This window comes from Neptunomonas sp. (assembly GCF_041601355.1).
In the GTDB taxonomy this organism is placed as follows: Bacteria; Pseudomonadota; Gammaproteobacteria; order Pseudomonadales; family Balneatricaceae; genus Neptunomonas.
This window is the reverse complement of sequence record NZ_JBFIIH010000108.1, coordinates 1-14,760: the sequence shown is the minus strand read 5'-3', so window position 1 is coordinate 14,760 and position 14,760 is coordinate 1. Positions and strand designations below refer to the sequence as shown.

11 protein-coding genes are annotated in these 14,760 nt (G+C 43.6%); 6 read left to right on the top strand and 5 right to left on the bottom strand.

Annotation, left to right across the window (positions count from 1 at the left end; translation table 11 throughout):
- From ABY436_RS15280 to ABY436_RS15265, 4 genes are all read right to left on the bottom strand, one after another.
- Positions 1-1,827: diguanylate cyclase domain-containing protein (locus tag ABY436_RS15280; protein WP_372739802.1), on the bottom strand; the 1,827-nt coding region annotated here is incomplete at its 3' end.
- A gap of 40 nt (positions 1,828-1,867) precedes the next feature.
- Positions 1,868-4,897: a CheR family methyltransferase gene (locus ABY436_RS15275; RefSeq protein ID WP_372739801.1), complete on the bottom strand. Its 3,030-nt coding sequence runs from the start codon at positions 4,895-4,897 to the stop codon at positions 1,868-1,870.
- A gap of 442 nt (positions 4,898-5,339) precedes the next feature.
- A complete protein-coding gene (locus ABY436_RS15270; protein WP_372739800.1) occupies positions 5,340-5,723 on the bottom strand; it encodes a phasin family protein in 384 nt (127 codons plus the stop codon).
- Between the two features lie 241 nt (positions 5,724-5,964).
- Positions 5,965-6,750, bottom strand: coding sequence for a sulfite exporter TauE/SafE family protein (locus tag ABY436_RS15265; RefSeq protein WP_090726842.1), 786 nt, complete (start codon positions 6,748-6,750; stop codon positions 5,965-5,967).
- Between the two features lie 176 nt (positions 6,751-6,926).
- Between ABY436_RS15265 and mtnK the strand changes: the two genes are divergently transcribed.
- From mtnK to ABY436_RS15235, 6 genes are all read left to right on the top strand, one after another.
- A complete protein-coding gene (mtnK, locus tag ABY436_RS15260) occupies positions 6,927-8,135 on the top strand; it encodes an S-methyl-5-thioribose kinase (protein ID WP_372739799.1) in 1,209 nt (402 codons plus the stop codon).
- A gap of 46 nt (positions 8,136-8,181) precedes the next feature.
- Complete coding sequence (locus ABY436_RS15255) at positions 8,182-9,285, top strand: DUF2157 domain-containing protein (protein WP_372739798.1); 1,104 nt, start codon at positions 8,182-8,184, stop codon at positions 9,283-9,285.
- A gap of 1 nt (position 9,286) precedes the next feature.
- The gene (locus ABY436_RS15250; RefSeq protein ID WP_372739797.1) at positions 9,287-10,921 is read left to right on the top strand and encodes a GDYXXLXY domain-containing protein; all 1,635 of its coding nucleotides are present in this window, start codon (positions 9,287-9,289) and stop codon (positions 10,919-10,921) included.
- A gap of 60 nt (positions 10,922-10,981) precedes the next feature.
- Positions 10,982-11,371 carry a diacylglycerol kinase gene (locus ABY436_RS15245; protein WP_372739796.1) on the top strand — a complete coding sequence of 130 codons (390 nt, stop codon included), beginning with the start codon at positions 10,982-10,984 and terminating at the stop codon, positions 11,369-11,371.
- Positions 11,372-11,561: 190 nt separating this feature from the next.
- Positions 11,562-11,975: a hypothetical protein gene (locus ABY436_RS15240; RefSeq protein WP_372739795.1), complete on the top strand. Its 414-nt coding sequence runs from the start codon at positions 11,562-11,564 to the stop codon at positions 11,973-11,975.
- A 369-nt stretch (positions 11,976-12,344) separates the two neighbouring features.
- On the top strand, positions 12,345-12,623 hold the full coding sequence (locus tag ABY436_RS15235; protein ID WP_372739794.1) for a hypothetical protein: 279 nt from the start codon (positions 12,345-12,347) through the stop codon (positions 12,621-12,623).
- Between the two features lie 30 nt (positions 12,624-12,653).
- Here the strand turns inward: ABY436_RS15235 and ABY436_RS15230 are convergent.
- On the bottom strand, positions 12,654-14,760 hold a 2,107-nt coding region (locus ABY436_RS15230; protein WP_372739793.1), incomplete at its 5' end, for a molybdopterin-dependent oxidoreductase.

Below are 14,760 nucleotides of genomic sequence, written 5' to 3'. Positions count from 1 at the left end.
CATGATGCGCTGCATTTCAGAGATAAAGTTTTTTTGCTGAAATTGGCGGACACTCATATTCACTGATATAAAAGAAATCGGTTGTTTTTTGTGTGTGTTCCATGACGATATTTGTCGGCAGGCTTCTTCTAATACCCAGGTACCGATAGGAACAATCAATCCGCTTTCTTCTGAAATCGTTATGAAATCATCCGGATACACTACGCCGCTATTCGGCTTTTGCCATCGGATGAGTGCTTCTGCGCCGCTGACTGCCTGGGTTATAAAGTTAATTTGCGGTTGGTAATACAGTTCAAAGTGATTTCTTTTGAGTGCGTCATGTAAACCATGTTGAACACTTAAACGTTCATCCGCTTCTTTTTGTAAGCTGGGGGTAACAAACTTATAGTTATTGCGGCCAGATTGTTTGACTTTATACATGGCATTATCAGCCAGTTTCATCAAGTCTATGATCTGGTCGGTATCATCCGGAAACATCACGATGCCGATACTGACGGTAATCTGCAGTTTGTTCTCTTGCGTGACAATGGGTTCAGATATGGTATGAATAATTTTTTCGGCAACACTGCTGGCATGGCTTATCGCATTTTTTTTATCTTCGCCTAAATCGGCGAGCAAAACGACAAACTCATCTCCCCCCAGGCGGGATATCGTATCTTCCTCGCGAATGCAGTCGGACAAACGTTTAGCGACTTCTTGCAGAAGTTCATCACCGATTAAGTGCCCTAAAGAATCATTAATCACTTTAAAGTGGTCAATATCTAATATGAAAACAGCACCGTGTTGGCGGTTACGGTGCGCCTGAACGAGTGCTTGTTTGAGGCGATCTTGTAATAAAATTCTGTTGGGTAGGCCTGTTAACGGATCATAATAGGCCATAAAGTGAATGTGCTCGGCATCTTTTTTGCGTTGGGTGATATCTGAAGATACGCTGATAAAATACGCGGGTGATCCGTCTGGGTTACTGATGGTCGTCAGGCTAATCCATGCAGGATAAATTTCACCATTTTTTCGTTTATTCCATATTTCACCCTGCCAATTTTTATTGATCTTTAGCGACGTCCACATCTCCTGATAAAACTGCTCATTGTGTTTGCCTGATTGCAAAATACTATAATTTTTTCCCAGTGTTTCTTCTTTACTAAAGCCTGTGGTATGAACAAAGGCTTTATTGACCTTGATGATATTGTAGTCAGGGTCAGTAACAATAATCATCTCTCCACATTCGTCTAAAACGGAAGCCGATAGGGTTAAATCTTGCTCTAAGGCTTTTAAGTTAGATATATCACTGATCGCCATGTGTATACGCATGCCTTTATTATGATGCTCAGGTGCGCAATCCAGCTTAACCCAAAAAGGGCTAATGGTTTTAGTGTATAAACGCAGTTCACAGGTATCAGTTTTTTTATCCTTGATGACTTTATTGCAAAAGAAATAGAAATTATCCTGATCATCTGCAAAGATAAGCGAAGTGAAAGGGCGCCCAACGAGGGCGTCTTTATTTAATCCTAACTTACCAGCCAGCGTCTGGTTTACTTCGAGTATGTTTTTATATACATCGATAGTGACATAACCCACTGGCGCAATATCGTAGTGCCTGAAATGAACAGAGATCTCCTCTTCTAGCTCATCTTGAAGGCTATTCAGCTCAGCATTGGTTAATTGAAGCTCTTCGTTCTGTAATTCCAGCTCAATTCTGTAGGTATCAAGTTCATGCAATAGCTTAGCAAGGTCGGTGTTATTGGCCACCGTATCAACATGATTGAACAGCTTCAGTATATCTTCAGCTTTTTTTCGAAGTTCAGAAAACTTATCACTGGTACTCATTCGGTTGCCTTACCATAGTGAGTTGATTTCGGGGCCCATGTTAAACAGGTACTAATACTAAAATTGTGTTGGCTGCATGGTCTGGTTTTTTTATTTTTGGTATGGTTATTGTAATCTTACATTCTAAATTCTTCTGGCTAATGGTGTGAATTTTTGATGTAAATATGATATTGGATTTATGTTCAACGATGGCTTGCATGTGTTTTGATAGATAAGCAGTTGTCAGGATCAGCTTAGGGATACTTTTTAGCAGAGATGCTTTATCTGATCCATCAAATAATGATACACCTGAATCATTTATATTAAGTATCTGTATTAAATTTGTTAGGTCTTTACTTAACAAACTTTTATTTTTTAAATGTGATTCTAGTTTTTCAAGTGTTGTCAGGTGATGCGTATCAATGTATTTAACCAGCCCTGATGCATCTACTTCAAGTACAGTGAAGGGAGAGTTATCGAATAAGCTTTTATAGCGCTGTTCGCTGTCTATTAACGTTTTTTCTATCTCTTTTATACTGGTAATATCTTCAAACGAGATAACTACACCAGCGATAACATTATTTGATGTGCGGTAAGGAAGAGTACGCATTTTATAATATTTATCTTTAATGTCATATACTTCGATTTCATGCTTTTCAAGCGTCTTGAGAACATGGTTAGCAACGTCAGTTAATTTTATGTTTTGTAAACTAGAAGACAAGTGAGCGATAGGTCGGTGTATGTCTGTTGGCAGCAGATTAATTATGTCCTGCATTTTAGGGGTGAAGCGGCGGATTTTTAACTCGGTATCTAAAAATAGCGTTGCTACCTGGGTGCTATTCAAAAGATTTCTTATATCATCATTTGCCATTGATAATTCGTCGATATGGGCTTGTAATTCTGCATTAACAGTTACCGACTCCTCGTTAAGCGATTGTAATTCTTCTTTGGAAGTTTCTAGTTCTTCATTAGTGGATTGCAGCTCTTCATTGGTTGACTGTAATTCTTCATTAGCAGACTTGAGTTCTTCATTTGATGTTTCCAGCTCTTCGATGGTTGTTTGTAAATCATCCCGAATGTTGTCTAATTCTTTTTGTAGAATGCTTGCATCATTGTTGGCGGGCAACTGTTTATTTATGTCGGCTGCCGGGGTGGCTTTGGCATGCGGTTTTTCGGTAAAGGTAATCATGAGCAGATCTTTTAAACTGCCTATTTCCTGCAATACCTTTACGCTTAGATCTAAAAATAATTTACTGTCATGCATGCCAAAAGGAATGGACTTTTTTATAACATCTTTTTTATGTAATACCGCTTTATGAATAGCGCTGGATAGCTCGTCCCGTAGCGCGGGAGTGCGAGCCATCTCTAAAATCTGGTTGCTTAAGCGGCCTTCGGCCGGCTCTAAATAATGGCCCAGTCGACCATGCACATAGACGATATTCATTCGGCTATCGATAATGACACAGGGCGGGACATTATTGTTTTTAAGGATCATTTCAACAAGCTGAAGCGCACTCAGTTCTGTAATCTGGGCTGATGCTGATCGTGTGTTTGTCTTTTCCATTTTTAAGGGACTCTGTGGCTCTGTAAAATGCAGACCCGACGTTGTATTTTCCTTGTGAGGTTTGCGTTTAAATATTTTCCATTTTTTGTCTATTATTTCAAAATAACTATTTGACTGGCCGGTTGTTTCTGAGGGTCCTAAAAACAGAATGCCTTCATCTTTTAAACTGTAATGAAAAATAGGAAAAATATGTTTTTGTAATTCCGGGCTAAAGTAGATCAACAAATTACGACAGCAAATAATATCAAGTTTTGAAAAAGGAGGGTCTTGTATCAAATTCTGAGTGGCGAAAACAACCATCTCGCGGAGGAATTTTTTTACATGGTAGTAGCCATCCTCTTTAGTAAAGTAACGCTGGCAATATTCTTCCCCCAGATCATTTATAATCGTTTGCGGATAGTGTCCACTGCGGGCCCGTTCAATCGCATATTCGTCTACGTCGGTGGCAAAAATCTGTATATTCATATTCCGGGCTGAAGTGGCCATATATTCTTGCAGAAGAATCGCCATAGAATAAGCTTCTTCGCCACTGCTGCAGCCAGGGACCCAGACACGTACCGTATAATTATCAGGTTGTTTGTCGAGTAACTCAGGGAGAATGGTGTTTGATAAAGCATTAAATGCTTCTTTGTCTCTGAAAAAGCTGGTAACGCCGATAAGAAGATCACGAAATAATATGCCGACTTCCTGATTGCCTTCCTGAGTGCGTTTTTTAAGAAGTAATAAATAATCGTGTATGTTTTCAATTTGCTGGACTTGCATGCGTCGCTCGATGCGACGTAAGATTGTTTTTTTCTTATAAAGCGAAAAATCATGCCCCATTTGATTTTTAATGATGAGTAAGATTTGTGAGAGAATACTGGTTAATATTTCAGTATCTGTCACTGTGTTTGATCTGTTCATCACTGATGTTTTGAAATGCTCTATTAAATGCCTTGGCATCTCGCTGGGATCAAGTATGAAGTTGACCAACCCTGTGTCTATCGCACTTTTTGGCATACCATCGTATTTGGCAGAGCTTGTCGATTGAGCCAGCGCGAAGCCTGATTCAGCGGCTATCTCTTTGAGCCCCAATGTTCCGTCTGTGCCCGTACCCGAAAGTATGATGCAGGCGGCATTCCGTCCCTGGTCTTGTGCTAACGATTCAAAGAAAGAATCAATAGGTGATTTGATACGCTGGCCTGGCGTTTCGATCAGCTCCAGTACGTTATCGCAAATCTGCAAATTTCGGTTAGGTGGAATAACATAGATTTTATTGGCGGCTACCTGTTCTGAACTGCGAATTTTAACGACTTCCATTTTGGTGCGTCTTTGCAGCAGTTCTGGTAACAGGCTTACATGAGAAGGGTCTAAGTGCATGACAACGACAAATGCCATACCGTTGTTATCAGGTATGTTGTTGAAGAATGTTTCCAGAGCTTCAAGTCCACCTGCAGAAGCACCTATGCCGACAATGGGGCAATTTTCGTTCATGTTGTGAAGCCTTGATCCATCAAGTTTTACCTGACAATGTAAAGAAATAAACATAAAAATATTAAAGAATGAATGCTCATTTATTAGTATTTTATAATACTAGACTAGTGTCGCTAAAATCTATCACTATTTTTTTACTAACGGGATCTGCTGCTGCTCTTTTTAATGGTTTTCGCCCGACACCTTTGGCGGGTGAGGGGAACCTTCATTATTCGCCGTTTGTATCACGCAGCGTTGCTGACGATTCATGTTGATGGGTGTGAAGTGGCTGGCTTTTGGCAATGCTTTACTGCAAAGGTATTATTAATGGGTGTTTATAAAATAAGGTGGAGGCGGTTTAGATAAAAGAAGATATTGATGCGTGACCCGCCTGGCGTAAGTGACCAGAAAAATCCTTCATCACCTTTGCGGACGGGTGCTGCTTTTATCAATCAATCAAGACTTTTGCGAGTGGGCTCTGTGTTGTGCGAGCCGCCGTTAAGTGGAGTGACATTCATTATCTCTTGAGTTTTTTCTGAGCATCCTGCATAAACCCGGTAGCATCAGCCATCCCGAAAATATCTGACATTTCAGAAATATGCTGTTCTATAACGTCCAGCAGTTGTTCTTTGGTTGCTGACAGCATGGCGACTTCTTTTTCAGTCACATTAGCCAATTTAGCGTCTAGCTCTTTGAAGTATTTGATCTGCAGTTCGAATGCTTCTATTGGTTCCTTTACGCTACTTAGTGTTTGCATCTGCGCTAGTCCGGTGTTGAACAGGTCAGTCATATAGTCAGACTGAATCGCGATTAACTTTTCGGCGGCTGACTTGTTTATGTCAGAAATCACAGTGATGGGAACGAACGATTCCTGGATATCTTTCATTATATCTTGGCGCATTTTCCGGGCCTCAGTTAAGTGTTTCTATAGGGGTGTATCAGGTCTATTATTCGTCTCGCATCCTTTATTTCAACGTAATTGAGGAGCTCTGAACTAAATTTGAGGTAGAAAAAATCGGATCTGTATAAGTGGTGGGAGTTATATTTTTTGCGTATATAAAAGCCCTGTACTGTTTATACATGACTGAATGAGTGGGTTTTTATCACCGTCAGAAGACAAAGGTGTAATCGTGCAAAGGTCTTTAGTTAACAGGCGTATTCATATAAGTATCAATAAAAAAGTACAGTGTGGTGGCAATGCTGGCCACAATGACAAAGTTTCTTACATGCTTTTGTGGCAGTTTGCGTGATAGATGTGCCGCCCCATAGCCTCCGGCTAATGTTCCCAACAGTACAATGCTGCCTTCATGCCAGGCAATCACATCATTGTAAATAAATAGCGCAATGGCAACCAGTGAGACAACCGATGATACTAAGAGCTTTAAACCATTCATGGCATTGATATTGGTATGGCCTGCCAAGGCTAAATAGCTCAGGGTAATGATGCCTAATCCTGCATTAAAAAAGCCGCCATACGTGGCGACCCCTAACAGTAAGACTAACAGTAAAACCCCGCCAATGGATGATGCATGCCGGTGGCGGGATGCCAGTTTTTTCAGGCCTGTATTAATTTGTCCGCCAAATATAAATAACACTGTTGCAAATAGCATTAGCCAGGGAATGGCTTCTTTAAAAACTGTTTCGGGTGTTTGCAGCAGTAACCATGCACCCAGAATACCGCCGGTTAAGCTGATAAGGGTGATACGAAGTAGTTCTTTCTTATGCTGGGCGATCTCTTTACGAAACGCATAAGTACCGCTCATATAGCCCGCGCACGAAGCAAAAGTGTTGGTCGCGTTCGCTGTAATAGGCGCTATCCCTACAAAGATGAGTGCAGGAAAAGTAATAAAGCTGCCGCCCCCCGCAATGGAGTTAAGCACCCCGCCAAAAAAACCTGCCAGGAACAGAAAGATTAATTCAAATGACATAGCTAACATCAGGTCCGTTAACGTTAAAAGGAGCAAAACGATAGCATATTCGTAGTCAACTCAAGTAGATACAGATAGCGCATAAATCTACCCGTTCAGATATTTCACTTTAAAGATGTTTTTTTTCTGGCAAACTGAGCAGATATTGAAAAAGCACCTGTGGGAATTGACCTGTTATGACCAATGCTAAGTTTGTAAATGATGCTGAAATTATCGAATTTGTACTTTCGAATACCCGGATTTTTAATACAGAGCTGTTTACTGACACGTCCGCTTTGCGCGTTGAGGAGATAGGCGACGGTAATATTAACTTTGTATACCGTATTACCAATGACCAGCAGAGTGTCATTGTTAAACAAGCGCTGCCCTATGTACGTATTATCGGTGAAGGCTGGCCGTTATCGCTGGATCGCATCCGTATTGAGGCACAGTGTTTAAAAGAAGAGGGCGCCTGGGCTGCTGATTATGTGCCGGCTGTGTACTATTTTGATCTCGCCCGTTCAGCTTTCATAATGCAAGATATAGGTGATCATGAAAATCTGCGTCATGCGCTTATTGCGCGCAGGTCCCTGCCTGAGCTTGGCCGCCATTTAGGAGAGTTTCTCGCCGAAACGCTGTTCCATACTTCAGATTTCTATTTAGATACGTACCAGAAAAAAGCAGCGGTAGCCGACTATATCAATCCTGATTTGTGCAAAATAACCGAAGAGCTGTTTTTCCTGGACCCGTTCTGTGACCATGAACGCAACAGTGTTAACCCACCCTTGAGAGAGGCTGCAGAGGCACTGTGGCAGGATGAAGCGCTTAAAATTGAAGCCGCCAGACTCAAATATCATTTCATGAATGATGCACAGGCATTATTGCACGCGGATTTGCATTCGGGATCAGTGTTTGTCAAAGCTGAAGCAACTCAGGTGATTGACCCTGAGTTCGCTTTTTATGGGCCGATGAGTTTCGATATTGGTTCTATTATCGGCAATCTGCTGCTCAACTTTGCAGGTCAGCCAGGGCTTGAGGGTGCTGCAGAAGAGAAGCAGGACTATCGTGAATATCTGCTAAACACGATTGATACATTATGGGCTACCTTTTGCTCTCGCTTTAAGACGCTGGTCAGTGAGCAATGTAAGGACCCTGTATTTGCCTCGGCTGGCTTTGTTGATGCTTTTATCGCGAACACATGGCGCGAGAGTATGGGCTATGCCGGCACGGAGTTGATTCGCCGTACCATTGGGTTAGCGCATGTGGCGGACCTGGATTGCATCGAAGATATTAATGTGCGCGCCGTGTCAGAAAAGTTTGCATTGGACTTAGGCAGTGCGTTGATAAAACAGCGACAGGAGATTAAATCGCCGCAGGTTCTAAAAGCGCTGATCCAGGCAATCTGACTTAGTATGTTGATATTACGTGCCCAAACAGTAAAGGAAGAGATGAGTGACAGACAACCGCCGGTTAATTTTATCCTGGGCAGAGCAGGGGTTCATTCAAGGGGATGTGGAAGCAGCATTAGCCGCTACCCAGTCGCGTCCCGCTAAAAAAGAGTGGTTTAGCTTTATCAGCCAATTTCTGATGTGGAGCGGAGCGGTTGCGATTACGGTTGGCATGATTTTCTTTTTTGCCTTTAATTGGGAGGCCATGGGGCGCTTTGCTAAATTCGGCCTGCTCGAATCTATAATGTTGCTGGCGGCGTTTATCTATTCCCGTCTTGATGACCAACGGACATCGTCTACAGTTTCCTTATCAGGCATGGCGTTGTTAACCGGCGCACTATTAGCGTTAACCGGACAGACCTATCAGACCGGCGCTGATCCATGGCAGTTATTTGCAGCCTGGGCTGCATTGATCACGCCATGGGCGGTTATCGGGCGCTCGAGTACGTTATGGCTTCTGTGGATCGGTTTAGTCAATCTCACGCTGATGCTATATCTGAATACTTTTCGCGGCCTGTTCGGTTTTCTGTTTCGCGAGGAGGACTGGTTGTGGTTATTCCTGGCCGTGAACTCGGCTTTTATTGTCTTATTCGAGGCCTTAGCATACCCGGGAAGCCCGCATGGCTCCTCAAAGCAAAACGTTTCAGATCAGGAAAGCTTGGATAAAAACGGCTTGGATATAAAAAGCACACCCCGCTATGCATTCATCACGCTGTACAATCGACAAGCTGCTCAAGTATCGGCCTTAATTGCCGGTGTTACCGTTACCTGGCTTGCTATTATCGCCATTTTTGATAGCAACGATGAAATATGGGGTTTGCCGGTTTATGTGATCTGGATGGCCGCTGTTTTTTACGTGTACCGCTATCGTGTTGTAGACCTGGTGTTGTTATCTGGCTGTGTCTTAAGCGGCATCATGGTGGTGACGTTTTTATTAGGTCGGATGTTGGAAGATATGTTGGATGATGGCGCATTTTTACTGATCAGTATGGCCATTATTGGTTTATCGGCGGCGGGGGGGATTTGGTTGAAAAAGCTTTCCCAACAACAAAAGGCTCTTGCACAACACACTCATTGCGAAAAAGATCAGCCCAGTGAGGAGGCTTAATATGGACTCTTCAGCGCATAATTTATGGGAAACGCTTAAGCGCCGGCAGCTGGTCTCAGGAGAGCTACCCGCTAACGCTGCTGATTCTGTGCATGACCGCACCCCTTGGTATATTGCGTTAATGCAGGGCTTTGCAGGCTGGGTTGCTGCATTCTTTATGGTGGGTTTTGTCGGAGGGACTGTATTTGGTATCTTGTTTCGTGTTGATAATAAAGCCGCACTGATCGCATCCGGGCTCATTTTTTGTGCGGGGGCTTACCTATTTTTTCGCACCCAGCCAAAGGGCATTTTCGTTGGCCAGTTAGGTTTGGTGTTTAGCTTAACCGGGCAGATGATGGTGGCTTGGGCGTTACTAGACTGGGCATCTTACCAATCTCCAATCGCTTTTTTCCTGTTAGCTGCTTTCCAGTTAGTACTCACCGCCATTATGCCGCACTTTATACACCGTGTTTTAAGCTGTTGGTTTGCCATGATTGCGCTCTTTTGGGGTCTCAATCAACTCGGGATATACGGTTTAGGTGCGGCTTGTTGTAGTGTGCTGTTTACGCTTGTCTGGATAAATGAAAATCATTGGAAGCGATTTGCCTCTTTATGGGAACCGGTTGGTTTCGGGTTAGCGTTGGCATTGGTTCAATTTAATGGACATATCCTTTTTAGTGATGATCTATTATCTTTTTACGGACAACACGCTGCTAATGGATGGTTGGCAATAGCCCCCTGGCTGACATCAGCATTAGTTGCTGTTTCATTCGCCTTGGTGATAAAAAAGGTCTTTATACAGTATCAGCTCTCCTTATCATCCATGACAGGGCGGCTGGTGGTGATTGGCGGTGTCCTGCTAGTCGCATCCGGGTTGATAGCTTTAGGGACCAGTAGCGCATTATTAATTTTACTGGTGGGTTTTGCCTATCAGCGTACCAGTCTGAAAGCGCTGGGATTGCTGGCGTTATTATCATTCGTCTCCTGGTATTACTACAGCCTCAACACAACGTTACTGGTTAAGTCATTTATCCTGGTAGCTAGTGGTGTCGGGTTATTGCTGGGGCAACTGATGATGCGTGCTCTGTTGAATGTCGGCTCACAGCAAAGTACACAGGAAAGAGTTTTCTTTCTGTCGCGTTTATTCAAGCGCACAGCGATGAGTCGCATTAAATGGGTAAGTGTGCTCATGATGCTGTTTGTTCTGGCGGCTGTGAATTTTAGCATTGTTAAGAAAGAGCAAGTATTGGCATCTGGCACGCTGGTCTTATTAGAACTTGCGCCAGTTGATCCACGCTCGCTTATGCAAGGGGATTACATGCGTTTACGCTTTGCTCTGGAAAATGAAGCGTTTCGCGATAAGCCTGCTTTGAATGAAGCGGGTTTCATCATCGTCAACGTGGATGCAAATAGCGTCGGCAAATATGCCGGTTTTTATCAGGGCGAAACATTGCCGGATAACCAAGTGAAAATGCAGTACCGCGTACGCGATGGCAACGTTAAATTTGCGACCAACGCTTTTTTCTTTCAGGAAGGTACAGCACAGTTATATGAAAAAGCGCGTTATGGTGAGTTCAGGGTAGCCGGCAATGGTGAGTTGCTGTTGAATAATCTGCGTGATGAAGACTATAAAATTCTGGGGTATAACCAGCCATAATCTGGCGATATAACGGCTGGCAGGTTCGGCCGGTCCTAGCGAAAGAATAAGGGATAAATAATGCAAAAGGTAACAGGCTTAGCCCGGTTCTATTATGCAACGGGGTATTCGATAAAAGGAATAAAGGCTGCCTTTAAACATGAGCCGGCTTTTCAGTATGAGGTCTATGCGTTTCTGCTACTGTTTCCTGCATCGTTTTGGGTAGCACAAACAGCCACACAGTGGGCTCTGCTGGTGAGTGTCTGTTTGCTGGTATTGGCATTGGAGGTCATAAACTCTGCCATTGAAGCCGTCGTCGATAGGGCCGGTACCGAGTTCAATGAACTGGCGGGACGTGCTAAAGATTTGGGCTCGGCCGCGGTTATGTTTGGCTTGTTGATTGCCGCGGCGGTGTGGGGCGGGATTATCTGCGATAACAGCGGCCTGTTTCAGACCGCTTTTTCAGGGTGATAATAAGCAGCTGTTGAATCACCTGATGATGTTGTGCCTTAGGACACAGTTGGAGGTTTTAGAGGTGAAATTTTTTATTTTCAGATAGCATTTCCTCAAAAAAATTTAAGATAGGCTCATTTTAATTGCCTGAAATATTGCTAATGATTTTAAATACCAGATTAGACTAATATTTTTTTGGGGATATGTAATGTGCTTAGAGATGATGCATAAGGTGCAATTAATAAAAAAACCTGTCTCTGTTAACACTTCATTCAGCGAGTCAACAACGAAAGACCTGATAAGTATTCAATCAGAGTACATGCTTCAACAGCTCAACAGTGTCATGTTAAGGTGCAGAGCCCTGAGTCAGGTAGAGAATCTTGAAGGCACTGTTGAGGATTGTCTTGAATATTTTGAGGGCGTTAGCAATGAGCTGTCTGATATAACCGGGCAAGAAGTGCGTTTGTTGAAGCTCTACAAAAACAAACTGATAGACCTTGTAGATAAAAATATAAGTGAAATTCCTGTCATGTCGGTATCCTATAGAATGACTGAGGGCGAGCACATATCACTCGTTAATGTTCAAAAAGATAATGCACAATATGAGCGAGTTGCCTATTAATGAGTTAGTTATTAATTAGTTACCTCCAATAGAGTTAAACCGGTCCTACCAAGAGTTAATCTCTATTTATTCTTAATCCACTGCACGCAAATTTTGAGTTTTTTTAGATGTCACGGTAGGTTTTTTTCGTCCCATCGAAAGGGTAGCATTAGCAAAAAATATCAAGAGCGGTATTTGTGACTCAACGCATAAACAATACGGGCAGAGTGCCATGTAGCAAGTCGCAAGTGCCGGATACTGATATGGCGATAGATGTGGCTTGGATTAGGAAAACAAAGTTATTGGCGTGGTTACCAGATAAGTTTATTTATTTGGAATAAACAAACGCCGATATCTTTATATTTTGGCATAAGTGAATGAAGGTTTTATATGTTGCAATGGAAAAAAGAATCGAATTATGTAACCCATGAGTCTGGATTTACGATTATCGTAGAAGAGGGTTCGTTTAATGATCCCTCTTCAATCCAGATTAAACAGTCTGAGGGCGTTAGTGCAATAGAACAGGCGAAATTGCTCAGAGAGGGTATGGAATTTGTTCGCTCAACAGCACATGTAGACACTAACCGGATGACAGACCCGGAAAACAACACGCCAAAAATAACGGTTAAAAAGACACGAAAAATACATATGCCAGATCCGGTCGGCTAATTCGAGTGAAGTGTTGATAATGCCGCCTGATCAGGCGGCATTATCCGTTTGAATGACAGCGGTTGCACAACCACGATTGTGATTATTCACCAGGGTACGCAATTCAGGGATACAGGAACCGCAGTTACTGCCGCATTTTAGGGTGGCTCCTAAGCTTTCAACACTGTTGGCTTCGTCATTTTGCAGTGCCTTGATAATGGTTTGTTCGCCTACCTGATAACAGGAGCAGATAGTTTTTCCTGTTTGTAATGAGGGATCTGCCGGAAAGCCGGAAAGCAAACGTAAACGGTCCTGTTCAGGTGAAAATTCCGTTCCTATCTGGCTGGCTAACCAGGATTTATCGTACTCAGGTAGCGCTGGCCCGCTGAGTAACACCACCTGTAACTGATTACCTATAAAGCCAGCAGCATTCAGATAGCGTTGTTCTGAGTCTGCCAGATGCACCCATTGGTCAACCTCTGCAAATTCAGCCGTGAGCCATGCGAATGAGGGCGACTTATTAAGATCAATAAGCTCCCAGAGTGTGCAATTGGCCAAGGGTGTTTTAAACCATTCCATTTTTGTATCAGGGACAAAGTCAGGGGCACTGAGCAAAACACCCTGCCAATGAGGTGTTAACGCTGTGATAGTCACCGGGCTGTGTTTGAACTCGGGTTGGCCGGAAAGAGCATCTTGAATCGGGCGAACCAGGCTGTTTGCGCGGGCATGGCTGGCAAATGCATCGCTCCAGTGCATCGGTACAAACAGCGAGTCCGTGCGCTGTGAGTCGCTGATATTAGCGCGTGCAATATATTCAATTCCCCGGTCTTTGAGAGAGACTAGCGTGTTATTTTTGATAGCCAGTTTTGCCGCCGTATCAGGGTGGATTTCAACCTGAGGCGTTGCAATATGCTCCAATAAGCGATGTGCCTTACCGGTACGTGTCATGGTATGCCACTGATCTCTGATGCGGCCGGTATTAAGGATCAATTGGTCACAGTCTGCTGCATAAGTGGGTAAGCGCGGTGTAATAGCGATCAGGTTTGCTTTGTTAGACGCCGTATAAAAGTGGCCATCGTCAAAGAAACGCTTTCTACCCTGTGGATAGGTTTTATTAACCGGCCATTGAATAGGTTCAAGGTTCTGATATTCCAGGTCGCTGATATTAGCAAGCCCTGAAATATCAAAGTCACGCTCATTGTTACCGCTAGCGTCTATGTTTTCGAAACCGGAAAGTGCGGCATGTTCGCGAAACACATCGGCGCTGCACCTGTAGTTAAAAGCATCCTTAAAGCCCATACGTTGCGCAACTTCACTGATTATCTGCCAGTCATGACGTGCTTCACCGGGTGCGCTGAAAAAGCCACGTTGCCGGGAAATACGTCGTTCTGAGTTAGTCACCGTACCCTCTTTCTCCCCCCAGGTGGTTGCCGGTAAACATACATTTGCAAACTGCAGCGTATCGGTTGAATCACTTGAATCAGACACAATCACTAAATCACAATGGGCCAGAGCTTGTTTAATCTTGTCGGCATCAGGCATAGAAACGACAGGGTTAGTGGCGATAATCCAAATGGCTTTTATTTGCCCGCCAGCCACTGCATCAAACATGTCGACTGCTTTCAAGCCTGCCCGCCGGGCTAAATTAGGCGCATTCCAAAAACGTTTTACTTTATCCAGGCTGTCCGGGTTTTTTAGTTCCATATGTGCCGCGAGTTGGTTGGCTAAACCGCCGACTTCGCGGCCTCCCATGGCATTGGGCTGACCTGTGATGGAAAAAGGTGACGCCCCCGGTTTACCAATTTTTCCGCTAATCAGGTGGCAATTGATAATGGCATTGCCTTTATCGACACCGCTGGATGATTGGTTGATGCCTTGCGAGAAGAGGGTGACGCTGCGCTCATAATCAGCGAACCATTGATACAGTGTGTTGAGCGCCGCTTCCGTTAGATCACAATCCATGGCTGTTTGTGCCAGGTTCTGTTGTTGGACGCTCTCAGATAAGGCAGCAAACCCTTCACAATGCTGATCAATAAACCCATGATCAAGCTTTTGATTGGCAATCAGGTGGTGCGCTAAGCCGTTAAATAGGAAGCCATCACTGCCGGGCTTTAAGGGTAAATGCAGGTCAGCAATATCGCAGCTGGCGGTTTTACGT